17 protein-coding genes are annotated in these 20,417 nt (G+C 70.6%); 8 read left to right on the top strand and 9 right to left on the bottom strand.

The genetic code is table 11. The annotated features are described in order from the left end of the window. Positions 1-47 precede the first annotated feature (47 nt). The 3 genes from RGI145_RS09365 (at position 48) to RGI145_RS09375 (ending at position 4,321) form a co-directional block, all read left to right on the top strand. Positions 48-1,646, top strand: a complete 1,599-nt coding sequence (locus tag RGI145_RS09365; protein WP_075798152.1) for an ABC transporter substrate-binding protein — start codon at positions 48-50, stop codon at positions 1,644-1,646. Further along, positions 1,643-3,442, top strand: coding sequence for an adenine deaminase (locus RGI145_RS09370; protein WP_075798153.1), 1,800 nt, complete (start codon positions 1,643-1,645; stop codon positions 3,440-3,442). Before RGI145_RS09365 ends, RGI145_RS09370 begins: the two co-directional genes overlap by 4 nt. A gap of 66 nt (positions 3,443-3,508) precedes the next feature. Further along, positions 3,509-4,321: a creatininase family protein gene (locus tag RGI145_RS09375; protein ID WP_075798154.1), complete on the top strand. Its 813-nt coding sequence runs from the start codon at positions 3,509-3,511 to the stop codon at positions 4,319-4,321. A gap of 9 nt (positions 4,322-4,330) precedes the next feature. Here the strand turns inward: RGI145_RS09375 and RGI145_RS09380 are convergent, their stop codons facing one another. Next, positions 4,331-4,963: an HAD family hydrolase gene (locus RGI145_RS09380; protein ID WP_075798155.1), complete on the bottom strand. Its 633-nt coding sequence runs from the start codon at positions 4,961-4,963 to the stop codon at positions 4,331-4,333. A gap of 206 nt (positions 4,964-5,169) precedes the next feature. Here RGI145_RS09380 and RGI145_RS09385 point away from each other — a divergent pair, with 206 nt between their 5' ends. From RGI145_RS09385 to RGI145_RS09395, 3 genes are all read left to right on the top strand, one after another. After that, positions 5,170-7,638 (top strand): circularly permuted type 2 ATP-grasp protein, encoded by a 2,469-nt coding sequence (locus RGI145_RS09385; protein ID WP_075798156.1) that lies wholly within the window; start codon positions 5,170-5,172, stop codon positions 7,636-7,638. Beyond that, on the top strand, positions 7,635-8,504 hold the full coding sequence (locus tag RGI145_RS09390; RefSeq protein ID WP_075798157.1) for a transglutaminase family protein: 870 nt from the start codon (positions 7,635-7,637) through the stop codon (positions 8,502-8,504). Before RGI145_RS09385 ends, RGI145_RS09390 begins: the two co-directional genes overlap by 4 nt. 410 nt (positions 8,505-8,914) lie before the next feature. Further along, positions 8,915-9,670, top strand: a complete 756-nt coding sequence (locus RGI145_RS09395; protein ID WP_075798158.1) for an SDR family oxidoreductase — start codon at positions 8,915-8,917, stop codon at positions 9,668-9,670. Between the two features lie 54 nt (positions 9,671-9,724). Here RGI145_RS09395 and RGI145_RS09400 read toward each other — a convergent pair whose 3' ends face one another. Beyond that, complete coding sequence (locus RGI145_RS09400; RefSeq protein ID WP_075798159.1) at positions 9,725-10,744, bottom strand: polyprenyl synthetase family protein; 1,020 nt, start codon at positions 10,742-10,744, stop codon at positions 9,725-9,727. Between the two features lie 92 nt (positions 10,745-10,836). Here RGI145_RS09400 and RGI145_RS09405 point away from each other — a divergent pair, with 92 nt between their 5' ends. Both RGI145_RS09405 and RGI145_RS09410 read left to right on the top strand, forming a co-directional pair. Continuing rightward, on the top strand, positions 10,837-11,049 hold the full coding sequence (locus RGI145_RS09405) for a putative signal transducing protein (RefSeq protein ID WP_075798160.1): 213 nt from the start codon (positions 10,837-10,839) through the stop codon (positions 11,047-11,049). Beyond that, the gene (locus tag RGI145_RS09410) at positions 11,046-11,789 is read left to right on the top strand and encodes a tRNA1(Val) (adenine(37)-N6)-methyltransferase (protein ID WP_075798161.1); all 744 of its coding nucleotides are present in this window, start codon (positions 11,046-11,048) and stop codon (positions 11,787-11,789) included. The genes RGI145_RS09405 and RGI145_RS09410 overlap by 4 nt, the downstream gene beginning before the upstream one ends. A gap of 18 nt (positions 11,790-11,807) precedes the next feature. On the opposite strand, the gene RGI145_RS09415 is transcribed toward RGI145_RS09410, so the two are convergent. The 7 genes from RGI145_RS09415 to RGI145_RS09445 form a co-directional block, all read right to left on the bottom strand. Next, on the bottom strand, positions 11,808-12,086 hold the full coding sequence (locus RGI145_RS09415) for a hypothetical protein (RefSeq protein WP_027281462.1): 279 nt from the start codon (positions 12,084-12,086) through the stop codon (positions 11,808-11,810). A gap of 189 nt (positions 12,087-12,275) precedes the next feature. Further along, positions 12,276-13,346 carry a ribonucleotide-diphosphate reductase subunit beta gene (locus tag RGI145_RS09420; protein WP_075798162.1) on the bottom strand — a complete coding sequence of 357 codons (1,071 nt, stop codon included), beginning with the start codon at positions 13,344-13,346 and terminating at the stop codon, positions 12,276-12,278. Between the two features lie 151 nt (positions 13,347-13,497). After that, positions 13,498-15,363, bottom strand: a complete 1,866-nt coding sequence (locus RGI145_RS09425) for a ribonucleoside-diphosphate reductase subunit alpha (RefSeq protein WP_156878485.1) — start codon at positions 15,361-15,363, stop codon at positions 13,498-13,500. 320 nt (positions 15,364-15,683) lie between these two features. Beyond that, positions 15,684-16,715 (bottom strand): amino acid ABC transporter substrate-binding protein, encoded by a 1,032-nt coding sequence (locus tag RGI145_RS09430; RefSeq protein ID WP_075798163.1) that lies wholly within the window; start codon positions 16,713-16,715, stop codon positions 15,684-15,686. An 89-nt stretch (positions 16,716-16,804) separates the two neighbouring features. Then, on the bottom strand, positions 16,805-18,418 hold the full coding sequence (gene guaA, locus RGI145_RS09435) for a glutamine-hydrolyzing GMP synthase (RefSeq protein ID WP_075799964.1): 1,614 nt from the start codon (positions 18,416-18,418) through the stop codon (positions 16,805-16,807). A 56-nt stretch (positions 18,419-18,474) separates the two neighbouring features. After that, positions 18,475-19,038 (bottom strand): GNAT family N-acetyltransferase, encoded by a 564-nt coding sequence (locus tag RGI145_RS09440; RefSeq protein ID WP_075798164.1) that lies wholly within the window; start codon positions 19,036-19,038, stop codon positions 18,475-18,477. Then, positions 19,035-20,384 carry an RsmB/NOP family class I SAM-dependent RNA methyltransferase gene (locus tag RGI145_RS09445; protein WP_075798165.1) on the bottom strand — a complete coding sequence of 450 codons (1,350 nt, stop codon included), beginning with the start codon at positions 20,382-20,384 and terminating at the stop codon, positions 19,035-19,037. The genes RGI145_RS09440 and RGI145_RS09445 overlap by 4 nt, the downstream gene beginning before the upstream one ends. Positions 20,385-20,417: the final 33 nt, after the last annotated feature.

Here is a 20,417-nt window from a genome sequence, read left to right on the forward strand (position 1 = left end):
CGGTATCATGCCACGCGCCAGAAATCACTGCCACCGGACCACCCGCCATGCGCCTCCCCCGCCTTCGCGACGCCCTGCTCGCCTCCACCCTCCTGGCTGGTGCGGCGCTGGCGGTCGCGGCACCGGCCGCCGCCCAGGATTCCGACACGCTGCGCATCGGCATGGAGGCCGGGCCGACCAGCATCGACCCGCATTTCGCCAGCGTGATCACCAACTACGCCTATGGCCGCCACTACTTCCAGCCGCTGATGGAACAGGATGCGCGGCAGGTGCTGCGCCCGGCGCTGGCCACCGAATGGCGCGCGGTGGACGACCTGACCTGGGAGATCAGGCTGAACCCGGCGGCGCGCTTCCAGGACGGCACGCCGGTGACGGTGGACGACGTGGCCTTCACCATCGCCCGCGCCGGCGACGTGCCGAACTCGCCCTCCTCGCTCAACACCTATACCCGGCCGGTGAAGTCGGTGGAGCAGGTGGATGCGCATACGCTGCGCATCCACACCCATGCGCCGACGCCGCTGATGGCGAACTACCTGTCCATGGTGATGATCCTGGCCAGGCATGCGGCGGAGGGGCTCTCCACCGCCGATTTCAACGCCGGCAAGGGCATGGTCGGCACGGGCCCCTATCGCTACGTCTCCTGGACGCCCGGCGGCGTGGCGGTGATGGAACGCTACGAGGAGTTCGCCGGGCCGAAGCCCGCCTTCAAGCGGGTCGAGTTCCGCCCCATCGCCAATGCCGGCGCCCGCACCGCCGCACTGCGCGCCGGCGATGTGGACCTGATCGAGATCGTGCCGACCGACCAGTTCGACCGCTTCGCCAAGGACGCGAGCTTCGCCACCGCCGCCAGCCCCTCCAACCGGCTGATGTTCCTGACGCTGGACAGCGACCGCGAGGTGACGCCGCACATCGCGGGCCGCGACGGCAAGCCGATCCCCAACCCGCTGCGGGACGTGCGGGTGCGCAAGGCGCTGTCCATGGCGATCAACCGGGAGGCTATCGTCTCCCGCGTCATGCAGGGCCAGGGCCTGCCCAGCAACGACCTTGCCCCCCCGGGCTATTTCGGCGCCTCGCCCGAACTGGCGAAGCCGCAGCCCTTCGACCTCGCGGCGGCGAAGAAGCTGCTGGCCGAGGCAGGCTATCCGGAAGGCTTCGCCGTGCAGATCAACGGGCCGAACGACCGCTACGTGAATGACGAGCAGGTGGTGCAGGCGATCGGCCAGATGTGGAGCCGCGCCGGCCTCGCCGCCACGGTGGAAACGAAGCCGCGCGGCACTTGGCTGAGCGAGTCGGCGCAGCTCAAATACTCGGTGAACCTGTCCGGCTTCTCGCCCAATCCGGAGGTGCTGGGGATGCTGGAGGCTCTGATCCACACGGTGGACCCGTCGCGCGGCTTCGGCCCGGCCAATCGCGGGCGCTTCAGCAATGCCGCGATCGACCGGCTGATCGAGCAGGCCCGCACCACCATGGACAACCAGGAGCGCGAGCGCATCAGCCGCGAGGCTACGCGCATGGCGATCCTCGACCAGCAGGCGCTGATCCCGCTCTATTTCCAGACCAACACCTGGGCGATGCGGAAGGGGCTGCGCTACGAGGCCCGCACCGACGAGATGACGCTCGCCACCAGCGTGAGCAAGGCACCATGAGCTTCGCCCCCGAAGCCCCCATCGCCGCGGAGACCCGCCGCCGCGCCGTCCAGGCGGCGCAGGGCAAGGCACCCTTCGACCTGCTGCTCACCGGCGGTACGCTGGTGGATGTCGCGACCGGCGAGCTGCGCGCGGCGGATGTCGGGCTGGTCGGCGGGCTGATCGCCTCCGTGCACCCGCCCGGCACGCGCGCCGACGCGGCGGAATTCCATGACCTCGCGGGCCGCTTCCTGGCGCCCGGCTTCGTGGACAACCACCTGCATTTCGAATCCTCCTTCATGGCCCCCGTGGACTACGCCAGCACCGTCGTGCCCCACGGCGTCACCACCACGGTCTGGGACCCGCACGAGCTGGCCAATGTGCTGGGCGTGCCGGGCGTGCGCTGGGCGGTGGAGGCGGCGCGGGGCCTGCCGCTGCGCGTGCTGGTCGCCGCCCCGTCCTGCGTCCCCTCCGCCCCCGGGCTGGAGGTGGCGGGCGCCGAGATCGGGCCGGAGGAGATGCGCGAGATGCTCCGCTGGCCCGAGGTCGCCGGGGTGGCCGAGGTCATGGACATGGCCGGGGTGCTCGCCGGCAGCGCGCGGATGGAAGGCATCGTCGGCGCCGGCATGGCGGCGGGCAAGAACGTCAACGGCCATGGGCGGGACCTCGCGGGCGCCGCCCTCCAGGCCTATGCCGCCTCGGGCGTGACCTCGGACCACGAGATCACCTCGGGCGAGGACCTGCTGGCCAAGCTCCGCGCCGGGCTGACGGTGGAGCTGCGCGGCAGCCACGACACTGTCCTGCCGGGCGCCGTGGCGGCGATCCTGTCCCTGCCGGTCTTCCCGGCCGGCCTCGTGGCCTGCACGGACGACATCTTCCCGGACGAGCTGGTGGCCAAGGGCGGCCTGCGCGATACGCTCGCACGGCTGGTGGCGCGCGGTCTGAACCCGGTGCTGGCGATCCGCATGGCCACGCTGAACGCCGCGCTGCGGCTGAAGCGCGACGATATCGGCCTGATCGCCCCCGGGCGGCGCGCCGAGATCGCGGTGCTCTCCGACCTGCCCGGCATGGTGGTGGAGCGGGTCTATGTGGCCGGGCGCCTCGTGGCGGAGGGGGGCCGGATGCTCGAAGCCCTGCCCCGCGACCTGTCCGGCGCGCCGCGCGACACGGTGAAGCTCCAGCCCCAGGCGCCGGAGGCCTTCCGCCTGCGGGTGAAGGGCATCGACAACGGAAACGCACGCCTGCCCGTGGTCGGCGGCGCCCGCGTGGTCCATTGGGCCGAGGCCGAGGTCACGGTGCGCGACGGCATCGCCGCGCTGCCGCCGGGCCATGCGCTGATCGCCATCCTCCACCGGCATGGGCGGCGCGACCCGGCGCCCATGCTCTGCCTCGCCGATGGCTGGGGCGAGCCGGAGGGCGCCGTGGCCACCACGATCAGCCACGACAACCACAACCTGCTGGTGCTGGGCCGCGACCCGGCGGACATGGCGGCGGCGGCCAACGCGCTGATCGCCTGCGGCGGCGGCATGGCCGTGGCGGCGGGCGGCCGGGTGACGGGGGTGATGCCGCTGCCCATCGCCGGGCTGCTGGCCGAGACGCCGCCCGCGGAAACCGCCGCCAGCTTCGCCCGGCTGCGCGCCGCGGCCGATGCGGTGATGCCGTGGAAGCCGCCCTTCCGCGTCTTCCGCGGCGTCACCGGCATCTCGCTGGCCTGCAACCCCGGCCCGCATCCGACCGATCTGGGCATCACCGACGGCGGCACGGGCGAGGTGCGCGACCCGGCCCTGCCGCTGGGCACGGAGCCCGTTCCGGCCTGAAGGCCGGCGCGACGCCGGAACCCCGGTTCCGGCGTTGCCATCACCGGGAAAAGGGAGGATGCCACCATGCCGATCCGCACGCGCTTCTGGGCCGAGCTGCGCTGGCCGGAATTCCGGGACCTGCCGGAGAACACGGTGGCGGTCCTGCCCATCGCCGCCACGGAGCAGCACGGGCCGCATCTTCCCGTCTCCACCGACCAGACCATCAATGCCGGCATCCTGGCCCGTTCCCTCACCCACTGTCCGCCGGAACTGCCGCTGCTGGTCCTGCCCCATCAGGCCGTGGGGCTCTCGGTGGAGCACCTGGCCTTTCCCGGCACGCTGACGCTGGACGAGGAAGGCTTCCTCCGCCTCGTCACCGGGATCGGCGCCAGCGTGGCGCGCGCCGGGGTGCGGCGGCTGGTGGTGATGAACGCCCATGGCGGCAACGCCGCGATGCTGGAGGTCGCCTGCCGCCGCCTCCGCGCCGAAAACCGCATCCTGGCGATCGGCAGCCACTGGGACCGGATGGGCCGGCCGGAGGGTTCCGCCGATCCGGTGGAGGCGCGCTACGGCATCCATGCCGGGCGGGACGAGACGGCCCTCATGCTGCGCCTCTCGCCCCAGGATGTGGACCGCGCCGCCATGGCCGATTTCCCCAGCGCGAAGCAACGGCTGGAGGACACCGCCCCCGCCATCGCCTCCGCCCTGGGCGCCAGCCTGGCCTGGCAGGCGCAGGACCTGAACCCGGCCGGGGCGGTCGGCGATGCCACGAAGGCCACGGCGGAGCTGGGCGGGGCCCTGCTGGACTTCGCCGCCCGGCGCATGGCGGAGCTCTGGCGGCAGGTGGCGGCGGTGGATCTCGACGCCTGGCTGCGGGACATGCCCGAGGCGCCATAGCTCCTCCCGTCAGGCGGGCGGCGCCACCGGCAGCCCCAGCGCCACCAGCTCCGCCCGCAGATGCTCGGGCGAGGTGAAGTGGATGCCGTGCATCCCGAGATCGCCCGCCGTCCGCGCGTTGCGGGGATTGTCGTCGATATAGACGGCCGCCTGCGGGTCCACCCCGAAGCGTTCCAGCAGCAGGCGGTAGATCCGGGGATCGGGCTTGATCAGCTTCTCCTGCCCGGACACCACCACACCCCGGAACCAGCCCAGGAAGTCGAAGCGCTCCTCCGCCACCGGATAGGTCTCGGCGGACCAGTTGGTCAGGGCATAGAGCGGCACGCCGCCCTCGCGCAGCTCGCGCAGGATCTCCACCGTACCGTCGATGGCCCCCCGGATCATCTCCGGCCAGTGCCGGTGGAAGGCGTCGATCAGTTCCTCCTGCCCCGGATGCTGGGCGCGCAGCAGGGCGGTGGCCTCGGCCCAGCTCCGCCCGGCATCCTGCTGCAGGTTCCATTCGTTGGTGCAGACCTCGGCTAGGAACCGCTCCATCCCCGCCTCGTCCCCGGGGAAGAGCCGGCGGTAGAGGTGACGCGGGTCCCAGTCCACCAGCACGCCGCCGAGGTCGAAGATGACGATGCTGCGCTGTTCGGCGGTCATGCCGGGATTCCTTCCGGATCGGGGGGGGAACGGGTGGACGGGGCGGCGCAGACTGCCCGCTTCCGCCCCCGGAGTCAGCCGCCCCGGCGGAATCGCCGCGCCGGGCCGGGTGGGCGGCTGGCGCAGCAGGTGCCAGCCCGGCTAGATGAAGGGATGAGCGCCGCACGCCCGCCCGCCACCGCCATGCCCGCCGGACCCTGTCCGGGATGAGCGTCGCCGCCGACGAGATGGTGGACGGCCAACGCCGGATCCGCCCGCACTGGCGCAGCATCCTGGGCGCCCTGTCCGGCCTGTCCGCCCCCGACCTGTCGGACCGCGCGCTCAGCCTGCACCGGGCGCTGGAGGAGGACGGGATCGCCTCCCTCCTGCCCTCCGAGGAGCGGGTGACGGCCTGGCGTTGCGACCTGCTGCCCATGCCCATCCCGGCCGCGGAGTTCACCCATCTGGAGCAGGGGCTGGCACAGCGGGCCCGGCTGCTGGAGCTGGTGCTGGAGGATGTCTACGGCCCACAGCGGCTGCTGGCCGAGGGGCTGCTGCCGGCCGAGCTGGTCTTCAACAACGCCGCCTTCCTGCGCGCCTGCCGCACCACCGGCCCGGTGCCGCGCCCCGCCATGCTCAGCGTGCTGGCGACGGACCTGCAACGCGGGCTGGACGGGCAATGGCGCGTGGCCGGGGATTCCATCGCCCGCATGGCCGGGCTGGCGCAGGCGCTGGAGAACCGCCGCCTGCTCGCCCGCACCATGCCGGAACTCTTCCGCCGTGTGCCGCTGCGGCCGATGCGCCCGTTCCTGGAGGCCTGGCAGCTTTCGCTCCGCCATGCCCTGCCGCCCGGACATGCGGAGGATGCCATCGCCCTGCTCACCCCCGCCGTGGGCGATCCGAGCTGGGCCGAGAACGTGGTGCTGACCCAGGCGCTGGACTGCATCCCCGTGGAACCGGGGGATCTCACGGTGCGCCGGGGCCGGCTCTACCTGAAGACGCTGCGCGGGCTGCAGCCGATCGGCGCGCTGCTGCGGCGGATGCAGGGCCATCTGCTGGACCCGCTGGAATCCGATGCCCCCGCCGCCGGCGGCGTGGTCGGGCTGATGGACGCCGCCCGCAACGGCGAGGTGCGGATCGTCAACGACCCTGGCGCCGACATGGCGGAGGCCCCGGCCCTGGCCGCCTTCCTGCCGCGCCTCTGCGAGGTGCTGCTGGGCGAGGCGCTGCGCCTGCCGGGGCTGCGCACGCTCTGGCTGGGCGATCCCGCCGCGCTGGCGGAGGTCCGCGCCACGCCGGAGCGGTGGATGCTCCGCTCGGCCACCGATCCGCGCAGCCCACCCGTGCTGCTGGACCCGGCGAACAGCGCCCTCCTCGCCCGTCTGGAGGACCGGCCGGAGGGCTGGGCCGCCACGGAGCTTTCCCCACCCTCGCAGGTGCCCTGCTGGGTGAGCGGCGCGGGGGAGGACGGGACCGGCGCCAAGGTGCCGCTTCCCGTGCGGCTGCGCATGTTCCTGGCCGGCGAGCATGCGGACGGCGACGCGCGCGGCGCCCCCGGCTGGCGGGTCCTGCCCGGCGGCTTCGCCCATATCCTGGAGGACGGCGCCCATGCCTTCACCCGGGTGCCGGAAGGCGGGCTGTCCAAGGATGTCTGGGTGCTGGAGGACGAGGCGGAGGCCGGACTGCCCCCCGCCCTCCAGTCGCCGCCGCTGGCGCTGCGCCGGATGGCGGCCGGCATGCCGTCGCGGGCGGGGGACAACCTCTTCTGGCTGGGCCGCTACGTGGAGCGGCTGGACACCGCCGCCCGCCTGTCGCGCGCCGCCCTGGTGCGGCTGGAGCGCGACGCCCTGCTGCCGCATGAGCTGGCGGAGCTGCACACCCTGGCCCGCTGCTTGGTGCCCGCCGGGCTGGTGAAGGTGGAGGACTTCCCTGTCGCCGGGGATGCCGGGCCGCTGCGGCGGGCGCTGCTGCGCGCCGCCCGGCCGGATGAATCGCTGTCCCGCGCCTTCGGGCGCATCGCCCGGCTGGCCGAGGCCACGCGCGACCGGCAGACCGGCGACATGCACGACGCCTTCCTCCAGCCCTTGCGGGAGATGCGGGACAAGCTGTCCCGGGTGCGCGACCTGCAATCCCTGTCCCGCCTGCACCGCGCCGCCATGCGCTATGCCGCCGGGGTGGCCGGGGTGGCCGCGGAGAACATGGTGCGCGGCGGCGCCCATACCTTCCTGGATCTCGGGCGCCGGGTGGAACGTGCCCAGTCCGTCGCCTCCGCCCTGTCCATGGCGCTCGACCAGCCGCCCGCGCGGCTGGAGGCCGGGCTGCGCCTCGCGCTGGAGCTGTGCGATTCCGTGATCACCTACCGCACGCGCTATCTGGCCGCGCCACAGGCGGAACCGGTGCTGGCGCTGGTCCTGGCTGATTCCGGCAACCCCCGCGGGCTGGGCTTCCAGTTCGCCCGCGCCCAGGAACTGCTGGAGAACCTGGCCGGCCGCGACGACACCCTGGCCCGGGAGGCGGAAGCCCTGTCGAACGAGACCCTCGCCATCGCCGAGGGACCGGTGGGCGAGGTCCCCGGGCGGCTGCGGGGCGTGGAGGAACGCGCGGGCCAGCTGGCCGAGGGAATCTCGCGCCAGTACTTCACCCTGCTGCCGCAGGCACGGTCTCTGGTCCCGGTCATCGGACGGGGGATGGCATGATCCTGCGTGTCCGGCACGTCACCAGCTATGCCTATGGCCATCCGGTGGAGATGGCCACGCACATGCTCTGCCTGACGCCGCGCGAACTGCCCGCGCAGCGCGTGCTAAGCACGACGCTGACCAGCACGCCGGAGGCCGCCCGGACCACCATCGGGCGGGACCACTTCGGCAACCACGTCACCTGGCTCTTCCTCGACAGCCCGCACGAACGCTTCGAGGTGGTGACCGAGGCGGTGGTGGACGTGCATTTCCTGCCCCCTCCCCCGGCCGCCGCGACCCTGCCCTGGGAGGCGGTGGCGGCCATGGCGCGGCGCGACCCGGAGGCGGCGGAGTTCACCTTCCCGAGCCCCATGGTCCGGGTGGGCGAGGCGGCGCGGGACTTCGTCACCCCCTCCTTCCCCGCCGGCCGCCCGGTGCTGGAAGGGCTGCTGGACCTGAATTCCCGCTTCAAGAAGGAATTCCGCTTCCGCTCCGGCGTCACCGGCATCGCCACCCCGGTGGACGAGGTGCTGCGCCGGCGCGAGGGCGTCTGCCAGGACTTCTCCCATGTCATGATCGCCGGCCTGCGCGCCCTTGGCCTGCCGGCGCGCTACACCTCCGGCTATATCCGCACCTATCCGCCGCCGGGGCAGCCCCGCCGCGTCGGCGCCGACATGTCGCATGCCTGGGTCGGCGCCTGGCTGGGACCGGAGCTCGGCTGGCTGAACCTGGACCCGACCAACAACATCCTGCTCTCGGAGGAGCATGTGCTGCTCGGCTGGGGTCGCGATTTCGGCGATGTCTCGCCGCTGCGCGGCATCATCCTGGGCGGCGGGCGGCACAAGCTGGAAGTGGGCGTGGATCTCGCGCCGGTCGGCGAGGACTGATCCGGACGGCGGAATGCGCCCATCCATGGGCGTGCGCATGGCACCAGCCATCGCCGGGGAGCCATGCTGTCCGGCACGGTCCCCCGACGCCCCTTGCTTCCCGAAGCCCGCCCGGGCTATAGGAATAAAATCAACTCCCGCCGTTGCATCACCGGCCCCTGAAGCAGGCGTCCGGGCACTCCCCCGGTTCGCGACACCGGGCACGGCCCTGCGTCCGCCCGGTCGGATAAAGGGCTAAAACCCTAAAATGCTAAAATCCTAAAGAACCGGCACCGCACGCGTGACGGAAGGCCCTGGCCCGTGACGTGTCCGGCGGCCTGCATTCCGCCGTTCGATGACACGTCCCCCTCGTCTTGCCGCATGGCCGCAGGCGACGCAGGCTGCGCCCGCATTCCAGGGAGTGGGACGAGATGACGGAATCGCGGATCGCGGTGGTGACGGGCGCCGGCTCGGGGATCGGACGCGCCGCCACGCTGGCGCTGCTGGCCGATGGCTGGTCGGTGGCCCTGGCCGGGCGGCGGCGCGATGCGCTGGAGGAAACGGTGGCGCAGGCGGGCGAGCATGGCGGCCGCTGCCTGCCGGTGCCGACCGACATCACCGACGCGGCCTCGGTGGAGTCGCTCTTCGCCACGGTGAAGCAGCGCTGGGGGCGCCTGGACCTGCTGTTCAACAATGCCGGGCGCGGCAGCCCCGCCGTGGATTTCGACGAGATCAGCGATGCCGACTGGTTCGGCGTGGTGGCGGCCAACCTGAACGGCGCCTTCCTCTGCGCCCGCGCCGCCTATGCGATGATGAAGGCGCAGGACCCGAAAGGCGGCCGCATCATCAACAACGGCTCGATCAGCGCCTATGCCCCCCGGCCGGGCAGCGCGCCCTATACCGCCACCAAGCACGCCATCAGCGGCCTGACCAAGTCGATCAGCCTGGACGGGCGCAAGCACGACATCGCCTGCGGCCAGATCGACGTGGGCAATGCCGCGACCGAGATGACCGAGCGCATGACCCGGGGCGTGCCGCAGGCGGATGGGCGGATGATGGTTGAGCCGCGGATGGACGTGGCAAATGTCGGCCGCGCCGTGGCCCATATGGCCGCGCTGCCGCTCGATGCGAATGTGCAGAACATGACCATTATGGCCACCGCCATGCCCTTCGTCGGGCGCGGCTGAAACCGGCGGCCGGGGAGGACACCGCCCTCCCCCTTCCTGCCCTTGCCTCGCGCCTCAGCGGGCGCGGGCGATGCAGAAGCGGATGATGTCGGACAGGGCCTGGCGCTCCGGCCCCTGCGGGAAGAGGTCCAGCGCCCGCTGCGCCGAGCGGCCATAGTCCTCGGCCAGCGCCAGCGTGGCGCCCAGGGTGTCGTGCCGGCGCATCAGGTTCAGGGCATGTTCCAGGTCGTCCTCGCCCTGCTCCCGCTCTTCCAGCACCCGGCGCCAGAAGACCCGCTCCTCCTCGTCGCCCCGCTGGAAGGCCAGCAGGACCGGAAGGGTGATCTTGCCCTCGCGGAAGTCGTCGCCGACCGTCTTGCCCAGTTCGGCCTGCCGCGCCGAATAGTCCAGCGCATCGTCCACGAGCTGGAAGGCCATGCCGAGGTCGCGGCCATAGGCATGCAGCGCCTGCGCCTCGGCCTCCGGCCGGTCGGCCACCACGGCGCCGATCTCGGTGGCGGCGGCGAAGAGCGCGGCGGTCTTGCCGGCGATGACCTGCAGGTACTGCTCCTCGGTCGTGGCCGTGTCGTTCTGGATGACGAGTTGCAGCACCTCGCCCTCCACGATCGTGGCGGCGGCCTGGCTCAGGATCGCGAGCACGCGCAGCGAGCCGTCGCGCACCATGAGCTGGAAGGCGCGGGCGAACAGGAAGTCCCCCACCAGCACCGAGGGTTTGTTGCCGAACAGCGCATTGGCGCTGGCCTGGCCCCGGCGCAGGGAGCTTTCGTCCACCACGTCGTCATGCAGCAGCGTGGCGGTGTGCAGGAACTCCACGCAGGCGGCCAGCGCGGCATGGCGCTCCCCCCGGTAGCCGCACATCCGCGCAGCCGCCAGGGTGAGCAGCGGCCGCAGGCGCTTGCCCCCGGCCGCGACGATATGCGCGGCGAGCTGCGGGATCAGGGAGACCGGGCTGTCCATGTGCTCGACGATGAGCCGGTTGCACAGCTCCAGGTCGTCGCGGACCAGTTCGGTCAGAACCACGAGCGCAGCCTCGGGATTCTCGTCGTCGGGCGTCGGCGTGACGGCTACGCTCAAGCAGGAAATGACCTTAGAAGACCGGCCGGCAACATAGCCATGACGGGCAGCCACGCCAAGGCGCGCACGCCCACAACCCTGCCGGAGCACGCATGCACATCCTGGCCACGGGTCTCGACCCGGTCCGCCTGAGCTTCCTGCAGGCCCTGCTGCGGGACGCGGGCATCCCGTCCACCGTCCTCGACGCCCATGTCAGCGCCGTGGAGGGCGGGATCGGTGCCTTCCCCCGCCGGCTGGCGGTCCGGCAGGAGGATGCCCGCGCCGCCGAGGCGGTGCTGCGGGAGGCGGGGGAAGCGGGCGCGTGACGGCAGACCCCACCCTCACCGAGGATCGGCTGCTCGACGGCCGCGTCCTGCTTCACCAGCCATCCGACGGGCTGCGGGCGGGGCTGGATGCCGTGATGCTGGCGGCACATGTTCCGGCCCGGCCCGGGGAGAAGGTGCTGGAACTCGGCTGCGGCAGCGGCGCCGCGCTGCTCTGCCTGCTGGCCCGCGTTCCGGGCCTCGAAGGCATCGGGATCGAGCGCGACCCCGGCCTCGCGGCCCTGGCGACGGAGAACCTGCACCGGAACGGCTGGGCAGGCCGCGCCCAGATCCGGACGGTGGATATCGCCCGGCCGGACGCCTTGCCTGGCCAGGGCTTCGCGGCACATGGCCTCGCCAATCCGCCCTACTGGACGGGCGGCACCGCCTCGCCCGACCCGCGCCGGGCGGCGGCGATGCATGAGGCGGAGCCGGCGCCGCTGCTTCTCTGGGCAAAGGTCCTGGCCAGGGGTGTCCGTCCGGGCGGGTCCGCGACACTGATCCTGCCGGCGCACCGGCACGGCGAGGGTTGGGCGGCCTTGCGCGAGGCCGGTTTCGGGGCTGTCTCGCTCTTCCCGCTCTGGCCGAGGGCCGGACGGGAGGCGAAGCGGGTCATGTTGCAGGGCTGGTTGGCGCGGCGGGGGCCGGACCGGGTTCTGCCCGGGCTGGTGCTGCATGAGGGCCCGGGCTGGTCCGCCGGGGCGGAGGCCGTGCTGCGGCACGGGGCCGCCCTGCCCGGCTGAGCGGCGCGGCCGCTCGTGTCAGCCCTGCGCTTCCGGATGGCGCAGCAGCCAGAGCCGCTCATGCGCCGCCACGAGGCTTTCCATGTTCTTGCGCCGGTTGACGTCCGGATGCACCGGCTTGCGGGTCAGCATGACCTCGAGAAGCCGCAGGAGATCCTCCGCGACCTCGAAATCCTCCTGATCGCAGGCATGGTGAAAGGCGATCAGGATCTTGTCCGAGAGGCGGCGCGTCTGCCTCGGGGCCGAGCCGGGGCGTGTCCCCGGCTTCGTCGTCTCGCTGCTATCGTTCTCAGCCATGTCGAGGCCGGCACCCCACGCTATGATCGGACAGATTGACGCCATTTCGACGAATACACGCAGCACAATCTATCCGTTGCAAGCGTGCCATGAAACCCCGCCACTGTACCGCCATTTCCTGTCAAGGAAACTCTAATTTTGAGACATCGCCCTCAATCCCGGGCGATGTCCCATCAATTTCAGCCGATTTCACTCAGCGACGGGGCCGTTCCGGGAAGGAGGCATCTTGGCCTCCCCGGTGGACGTATTGAAGACGCTATCCTCGAAGGCTTCTTCCCAACTTCCGGTTGTAGAAGCCTTGGAATACTCCGTGGCGCGGTTCTCGAAGAAATTCGTGTGCTCGATGGCGTTCAGCATCTCGTCGAGCCAGGGCAGCGGGTTGCGCTCGATCCGGTAGACCGGCTCCAGGCCGAGTTGCTGCAGGCGGCGGTCGGCGATGAAGCGGATGTACTGCTTCACCTCCGGCGCGGTCAGCCCCTGCACGTCGCCCAGTTCGAAGGCGAGGTCGATGAAGGCGTCCTCGTGCTCGACGATCGTCTCGCAGACCTCGGTGATGTCGCGGCGGAGCTCCGCCGTCCAGATCTCCGGATTCTCCTGCACGAAGGTGTGGAAGAGCTTGATCACGGAAAGGCAGTGCAGCGTCTCGTCGCGCACCGACCAGGTGACGATCTGGCCCATCCCCTTCATCTTGTTGAAGCGGGGGAAGTTCAGCAGGATCGCGAAGGAGGCGAAGAGCTGGAGCCCCTCGGTGAAGGCGCCGAAGGCAGCGAGCGTCTTGGCGATCTCGGTCTTCGAATCGACCGAGAAGCTCTGCATGTAGTCGTACTTGTCCTTCATCTCCTTGTATTTGAGGAAGGCCTGGTACTCGGTCTCCGGCATGCCGATCGTGTCGAGGAGATGGCTGTAGGCCGCGATATGCACCGTCTCGATGTTCGAGAAGGCCGACAGCATCATGAGCACTTCCGTCGGCTTGAACACCTGGGCGTAGTGCTTCATGTAGCAGTTGTTCACCTCCACGTCCGACTGCGTGAAGAAGCGGAAGATCTGCGTCACGAGGTTGCGCTCCACCTCGGTCAGGTTCTTCTGCCAGTCCTTCACGTCATCGGCCATCGGAACCTCTTCCGGCAGCCAGTGGACGCGCTGCTGCGTCAGCCAGGCGTCATAGGCCCAGGGATAGCGGAAGGGCTTGTAGACCGGGTTGGCGGTCAGCAGGTCGAAATGCGTCGGCATCTCGTCGGTGGGGTTGTGGCCGTCGGGCATGGGGCGTCTCGCTGCGTTTCGGTCTGTCTCGTTGGCGGCGCGAGGAAAGGGGCGGCGCACCTCCTCCATGCCGGGGACCCGCCCCGGCGCCCTCACGCCCGCCGATATCCCGGGCGGCCAGGCATTCCCGCCGCGCCGGACCTGGCCGTGCCTATTGGCAGGCCAGGCATTCCTCGTAGTCGGTGTTGCCGCCCGCCAGCCGCGCCGCCACCAGCGGCAGCGGGATCTGCGGGTCGTTCGCCACGGCGGCCGCCCCCGGCGAAGGCTGCGGGGCCACCTTCTCGCTGATCGTATCGGCGCGCTGGATGGAGAGCGAGCGGCAGTAGTAGAGCGACTTCATCCCCTTCTTCCAGGCCTGGAAGTGGATCTGGTGCAGGTCGCGCTTGTGCACGTTGGCCGGCAGGAAGAGGTTCACCGACTGCGCCTGGCAGATGAAGGGCGTGCGGTCGGCGGCGTGCTCGACCACCCAGCGCTGGTCCAGCTCGAAGGCGGTCTTGAACACCGCCTTCTCCTGCTCGTCCAGGAAGTCCAGGTGCTGCACCGAACCCTTGCTGACGGTGATGCTCGTCCAGGTGTCATCGTCGTCGCGGCCGTGCTTCGCCAGCACCTTCTTCAGATGCGGGTTGCGCACGATGAAGGAGCCGGAGAGCGTCTTGTGGTTGTACACATTGGCCGCGATCGGCTCGATGCCAGCCGAGGCGCCGCCGCAGATGACGCTGATCGAGGCGGTGGGCGCGATCGCCATCTTGTTCGAGAAGCGCTCGTTGAACCCGTATTCCGCCGCGTCCGGGCAAGGGCCGCGCTCATTGGCGAGCCTGACGCTGGCGGCATCGGCCTGCGCACGGATATGCTTGAACATCCGCTTGTTCCAGACCTTCGCCACCACGCTCTCGAAGGGCACGTTCTGCGCCTGGAGAAAGGAGTGGAAGCCCATGACGCCGAGGCCCACCGAACGCTCCCGCATGGCGCTGTAGCGTGCGCGGGCCATGCTGTCGGGCGCGGTGTCGATGAAGCTCTGCAGCACGTTGTCGAGGAAGCGCATCACGTCCTCGATGAAGGTCGGATGGTCCTTCCACTCGAACCAGGACTCGAAGTTCAGCGAGCTCAGGCAGCACACCGCCGTGCGCTGCTGCCCGTGCTGGTCACGCCCCGTGGGCAGGGTGATCTCGGAGCAGAGGTTGGAGGTCTTCACCTCCAGCCCGGCCAGCTTGTGGTATTCCGGGCGCGCGTTGTTCACCGCGTCGCTGTAGATGATGTAGGGCTCGCCCTGCTCGATCCGCGCCAGCAGGATGCGGATCCAGAGGCCGCGCGCCGAGATCTTGCGGATGACCGCACCGTCCTTGGGGCTGGTCAGCGCCCATTCCTCGTCGGCCTCCACCGCACGCATGAAGGCGTCGGGGATCAGGATGCCGTGGTGGAGGTTCAGCGCCTTGCGGTTCGGGTCGCCGCCGGTGGGACGGCGGATGTCGATGAACTCCTCGATCTCGGGATGCGAGACCGGCAGATACACGGCGGCCGAGCCGCGGCGCAGCGAGCCCTGGGAGATCGCCAGGGTCAGGCTGTCCATCACGCGGATGAAGGGCACGATGCCGGAGGTCTTGCCGTTCTGGCCGACCTTCTCGCCGATCGAGCGCAGGTTGCCCCAGTAGGAGCCGATGCCGCCGCCCTTGGAGGCGAGCCAGACATTCTCGTTCCACAGGCCCAGGATGCCGTCGAGGCTGTCATCCGCCTCGTTCAGGAAGCAGGAGATGGGCAGGCCGCGCGTCGTGCCGCCATTGGACAGCACCGGCGTCGCCGGCATGAACCAGAGCTTCGAGATGTAGTCGTAGATCCGCTGCGCATGCGCGGCGTCATCGCCATAGGCCGAGGCGACACGGGCGAAGAGGTCCTGGTAGGATTCGCCGGGCAGCAGGTAGCGGTCGTCGAGCGTCGCCTTGCCGAAATCGGTGAGCAGCGCGTCGCGGCTCCGGTCGATGGTGACCTGGCCATGCCCCTCAAGCTGAACGGCGTCGAACATGGCGGTCCTCTCCTTAGGCGGGTCCGGTGATGCGATATGGTGTTCTGGAGTCTGCCGAGGGTCGTCCCCCCGGGCGGACAGGCTTCTTAACACCACATCTGGTGTCCGGCCAATCGAAGACGCCTAGGCCTTGTAGGGGAAACCAAATTCCCGTGCGGTCCCCGCGACTCGCTGAAACTCCTGGGGAAATGCCGGCGGGCGGATTGTGCCGACAGGTCGTGTCCGATTCGGGGCGCGGCTCTTGCCCCCGTTATTCACACTATCCACAGGCGAGGGCGGCGCCGGGACGCGGGACGGACCCGCACCCCGGCCACCATGGCTCAGCGCATCGGCGGCGGGTACTGGAGGCCGCCCTTGTTCCAAAGGTTGTTCAGGCCGCGCTGCACGCCCATCGGGGTGATGTTGCGGTCCCAGACCTCGGCGTAGTTGCCCACCTGCTTGACGACCTGCACCGCCCAGTCCGCCGGCACGCCGAGCATCTTGCCGAGGTCGCCGCTCCTGCCCATGAAGCGCTGGATCTCGGGGTTGTTGTTGTCTACGAAGCTTTCGACGTTCCTGGAGGTCATGCCCAGCTCCTCGGCGGTGAGCTGCGCGAAATGCGTCCACTTCACGATGTCGAAGAACTTCCAGTCGCCCTTGCGCACCATGGAGCCCAGCGGCTCCTTGGAGATGATTTCCGGCAGGATGGTGTACTGGCCGGCATTCGCCCCTTGGCTGAAGCGGAAGGAGGCGAGCGAGGAGGCGTCGGTGGTGAAGGCGTCGCAGCGGCCGCTGATGAAGGCGTTGCGGATCTCCTCGATGCTCTCGATCACCACCGGGGTGAACTTCATGCCGTTCGAGCGGAAATAGTCGGTGAGGTTCAGCTCGGTGGTCGAGCCTGGCTGCACGCAGACCGAGGCGCCGTCCAGCTCCTTCACCGACTTCACGCCGGAGGCCGTCTTCACGGCGAAGCCGGTGCCGTCATAGAAGTTCACCGCGGCGAATTCGAGGCCCAGCGCCGCCTCGCGCCCCAGCGTCCAGGTGGTGGAGCGCACCAGCATGTCCACCTCGCCCGACTGGAGCGCGGTGAAGCGGTTGGTGGCGGTGGTGTTGACGAAGCGCACCTTGTCGGCATTGCCCAGGATGGCGGTGGCGACGGCGCGGCAGGTGTCGGAATCGATGCCCTTCATCACGCCCTGGCTGTCGGGCAGGCTGAAGCCGACATTGTTGCCGGCGACGCCGCAGAGCAGGTAGCCGCGCTCCTTGATCGCGCCCATCGTATCGGCGGCTGGCTGGGCGGAGGCCTGCTGCGCGGCCGGAAATGCGGAGATGGCGACGGCCAGGGCGGCCGCCGCGACGCTCGTCATGCGCATCGTGTCTTACCCTTCCCAGGGGCCTCCGTCCCGTCGGAGGCCGGTGGGTCGAGCGTCGCCGTGCTACCGCCCGGCAAACAAGCGCCGGTTTACTCCCATTCGATGGTTCCGGGCGGCTTGCTGGTCACGTCGTAGGCAACCCGGTTGATCCCGCGCACCTCGTTGACGATCCGGTTGGCAACCCGGCTCAGGAAGGCGATTTCGAAGGGATAGACATCCGCCGTCATGCCGTCCGTGCTGGTGACGGCACGCAGGGCGCAGGCCTGGTCGTAGGTGCGGCCGTCGCCCATCACGCCCACGGTGCGGACGGGCAGCAGCACGGCGAAGGCCTGCCAGATCGCGTCGTAGAGGCCGGCGTTGCGGATCTCCTCCAGGAAGACCAGGTCCGCCTGCTGCAGGATCTGCACCTTCTCCCGCGTCACCTCGCCAGGGATGCGGATGGCCAGGCCGGGCCCCGGGAAGGGGTGACGGCCGACGATGACCTCCGGCATGCCCAGCTCGCGGCCCAGGGCGCGGACCTCGTCCTTGAACAGTTCGCGCAGCGGCTCGACGAGCTTCATGCGCATGTTCTCGGGCAGGCCGCCGACATTGTGGTGCGACTTGATGGTGACGGAGGGGCCGCCGGTGGCGGAGACGCTCTCGATCACATCCGGATAGAGCGTGCCCTGGGCCAGGAAATCGGCACCGCCGATCTTCGCCTGCTCCTCCTCGAACACCTCGATGAACAGCCGGCCGATGGTCTTGCGCTTCACCTCCGGGTCGGTGACGCCCTTCAGCGCGCCGAGGAACAGCTCGGAGGCGTCGCGGTGCACCAGCTTGATGTTGAAGCGATCGCGGAAGGTGGCCAGCACCTGCTCCGTCTCGCCCGCGCGCATTAGCCCGTGATCGACATAGATGCAGGTGAGCTGGTCGCCGATCGCCTCATGGATCAGCACCGCCGCCACCGAGGAATCGACGCCGCCGGACAGGCCGCAGATCACCTTGCCGGTGCCGACCTGGGCGCGGATGCGGGCGATCTCCTCGGCGCGGAAGGCACCCATGGTCCAGTCGCCATGGCAGCCGCAGACCGTGTGCGTGAAGTTCCGCAGCAGCGCCGCGCCGTGCGGGGTGTGCACCACCTCCGGATGGAACTGCACGCCGTAATAGTGGCGGCTGTCATCGGCGATGATGGCGAGCGGCGCGCCCTCGCTGACGGCGACGGGGCGGAAGCCTTCCGGCAGGCGCGTCACGCGGTCGCCATGGCTCATCCAGACCTGCTCGCGCGCGCCCTTCTCCCAGACGCCCTGGGTCAGGGCACAGGCATCGGTGATCTCGACGAAGGCGCGGCCGAACTCGCGGTGATGGCCACTCTCCACCAGCCCGCCGAGCTGGGCGCACATGGTCTGCTGGCCGTAGCAGATGCCCAGCACCGGCAGGCCCAGCTCGAAGACCGCCTTCGGCGCGCGGGGGCTCTCGCCCTCGGTCACGCTGGCGGGGCCGCCGGACAGGATAATGCCGCGCGGCTGGAAGTCGCGGATGCGGTCGTCGCTGGCGGTGAAGGGCCAGATCTCGCAGTACACCCCGCTTTCGCGCAGGCGGCGCGCGATGAGCTGCGTCACCTGGCTGCCGAAATCGAGGATCAGGATGCGGTCATGTCCGCCAGCAGCCTCTTGCGCCGAGGCGGGAGCGGGGGTGACGGGAGTCGTCGCGATGGGGTCGGCCATGGCGGCGCGAAGCACGGCGGGAGGGCTGGCGTCAACCACTTCCTGCGCGGGGCAGGTCAGCCCCGGGAGGAAACGGCCGTGGCGTCGAGCAGGGTCTCGATCGGGTCCCAGGCGATGGCGGTCTGTTGCACCGCCCGGCCGCCGACCTGGATGACCTCGTGGGCCACCGGCCGCCCGCCCAGATGGCGGTAGAAGAAGCGGGCATGATTGTCGGACAGCACCCAGAGCATGGCGGAGGCGCATCCGATGGCCGCCAGATGCGCGGCCGAGGCGCGCAACAGCCGGCGGCCGATCCCCTGGTCCCGGTAGTCGCTGAGGACATAGAGGGTGGCGACCTCGCCTTCCCCCCATCGGGTGCCCATCCCGGCGCGCCGCGCCGGGCCGGCGGAGGCGAAGCCGACCACGCGCCGGCCCGGCTCCGGCGTCTCGGCGACGAAAAGCGCCTCGCCCTCCCGGCGGGAGATCAGCCCGTGGCCATAGCCTGCGCCGATCCTCTGCGGCGAGAGGTTGGCAAGAAAGTCGTCCGGCAGCAGACCGGCATAGGAATCCCGCCAGGCGGCGACATGCACGGCCCCGATGGCGAAGGCATCCTGCGGCCGGGCGCGGCGGATGGCAGTCACGATGTCCCGGCCTCCCGCCGCTCCAGCACGGCGCAGAAGAAGCCGTCCGTTTCCTGCCGGTGCGGCGCCAGGGCCAGGAAGTCCTCCCCAGCACCCAGGCTGTCACCGGGGCTGGCCGGAGCCGCCTCCCCTTCCCACCCGGCGAAGCCCTGCGCCCAGGCCTCCGCCAGCGTCACCGTCCGGAACTCCGGATGGTTGCTCAGAAACTCCCGCACCTGCACCTCATCCTCCCCGGGCAGGACCGAGCAGGTAGCGTAGACCAGCTTTCCCCCGGGACGCACCAGGGAAGCCGCGCGGCGCAATATCTCGCCCTGTTTCACCTGGAGCTCCGCCAGGTCGCCCGCGCCGGTACGCAGCCGGGCATCGGGATTGCGCCGCCAGGTGCCGGTGCCGGTGCAGGGGGCATCCACCAGCACGCGGTCGAACTGGCCGGCCCGGCGCTTGGCCCAGCGGTCGCCCGGCACCAGCAGGTGCGTCTCGGCATTGTCCACCCCGGCCCGGCGCAGGCGCTGGGTGGCGCCGGAGAGTCGCGGCACGGACACGTCGCAGGCCACGATCCGCCCGCGATTGCCCATGGCGGCCGCCATGGCCAGGGTCTTGCCCGCCGCCCCGGCGCAGTAGTCAGCGACCCGCATGCCGGGCCGCGCATCGGCCAGCAGGGCGATGAGCTGCGAACCCTCGTCCTGGATCTCCACCATTCCTTCCCGGAAGGCACGGGTGGCCAGGATCGGCTGGCGTTCCGCCAGCCGCAGGCCCCAGGGGGACAGGGCCGTGGGCTGCGCCGCGATGCCCTCCGCGGCCAGCGTGGCGATCGCCGCCTCGCGCGTGGCCTTCAGCAGGTTCACCCGCAGGTCCAGCGGCGCGGCGCCGGTCATGGCCTTCGCCGCCTCGGGCAGTTCCGCGCCGAAACGCTCGCGAAAGCCCGGCAGGGCCCAGCCGGGGATGTTCAGCCGGATATCCTCGGGCATCTCCGGCCGCAGGAGCGGCGGCCGCAGGGCGGAGAGAATACGGCGCTCGGCCGGCTCCAGGGGAGCCTCGGCATGGCGCTCGCCATTGAAGGTGGCGAGCACGGACTGGAGGGATTCCTCCGTGGCCATGAGCATATGGGTCGCGACCAGCAGGCGCGGCGTCGGCTGGCCACCGACGCGTTCCAGGTGCCAGTCGAGGCGCAGCCGTTCCCGAACCACGCCCCAGGCACGCTCCGCCACCGCGCGGCGGTCGCCGCCCCCGATATAGCGGCGCGCCCGGAAGAACTCGTTGGACACCGCATCCGCCGGGCGGCGAGGCTGGGCCTCCAGCTGCTCCAGCAGGGCGACGGCGGCGGCGATACGGGCGGCGGGGGTCATCTCAAGAATTCTGCCTGAACGAGCGACGCCCCG

Origin of the sequence: Roseomonas gilardii, assembly GCF_001941945.1 — a bacterium.
Taxonomy (GTDB): domain Bacteria; phylum Pseudomonadota; class Alphaproteobacteria; order Acetobacterales; family Acetobacteraceae; genus Roseomonas.

Coding starts and splice junctions, on each gene's coding strand:
- RGI145_RS09365 (WP_075798152.1), top strand. CDS start 48: ATGCGCCTCCCCCGCCTTCGCGACGCCCTGCTCGCCTCCACCCTCCTG.
- RGI145_RS09370 (WP_075798153.1), top strand. CDS start 1,643: ATGAGCTTCGCCCCCGAAGCCCCCATCGCCGCGGAGACCCGCCGCCGC.
- RGI145_RS09375 (WP_075798154.1), top strand. CDS start 3,509: ATGCCGATCCGCACGCGCTTCTGGGCCGAGCTGCGCTGGCCGGAATTC.
- RGI145_RS09380 (WP_075798155.1), bottom strand. CDS start 4,963: ATGACCGCCGAACAGCGCAGCATCGTCATCTTCGACCTCGGCGGCGTG.
- RGI145_RS09385 (WP_075798156.1), top strand. CDS start 5,170: ATGAGCGTCGCCGCCGACGAGATGGTGGACGGCCAACGCCGGATCCGC.
- RGI145_RS09390 (WP_075798157.1), top strand. CDS start 7,635: ATGATCCTGCGTGTCCGGCACGTCACCAGCTATGCCTATGGCCATCCG.
- RGI145_RS09395 (WP_075798158.1), top strand. CDS start 8,915: ATGACGGAATCGCGGATCGCGGTGGTGACGGGCGCCGGCTCGGGGATC.
- RGI145_RS09405 (WP_075798160.1), top strand. CDS start 10,837: ATGCACATCCTGGCCACGGGTCTCGACCCGGTCCGCCTGAGCTTCCTG.
- RGI145_RS09415 (WP_027281462.1), bottom strand. CDS start 12,086: ATGGCTGAGAACGATAGCAGCGAGACGACGAAGCCGGGGACACGCCCC.
- RGI145_RS09420 (WP_075798162.1), bottom strand. CDS start 13,346: ATGCCCGACGGCCACAACCCCACCGACGAGATGCCGACGCATTTCGAC.
- RGI145_RS09425 (WP_156878485.1), bottom strand. CDS start 15,363: ATGTTCGACGCCGTTCAGCTTGAGGGGCATGGCCAGGTCACCATCGAC.
- RGI145_RS09430 (WP_075798163.1), bottom strand. CDS start 16,715: ATGCGCATGACGAGCGTCGCGGCGGCCGCCCTGGCCGTCGCCATCTCC.
- guaA (WP_075799964.1), bottom strand. CDS start 18,418: ATGGCCGACCCCATCGCGACGACTCCCGTCACCCCCGCTCCCGCCTCG.
- RGI145_RS09445 (WP_075798165.1), bottom strand. CDS start 20,384: ATGACCCCCGCCGCCCGTATCGCCGCCGCCGTCGCCCTGCTGGAGCAG.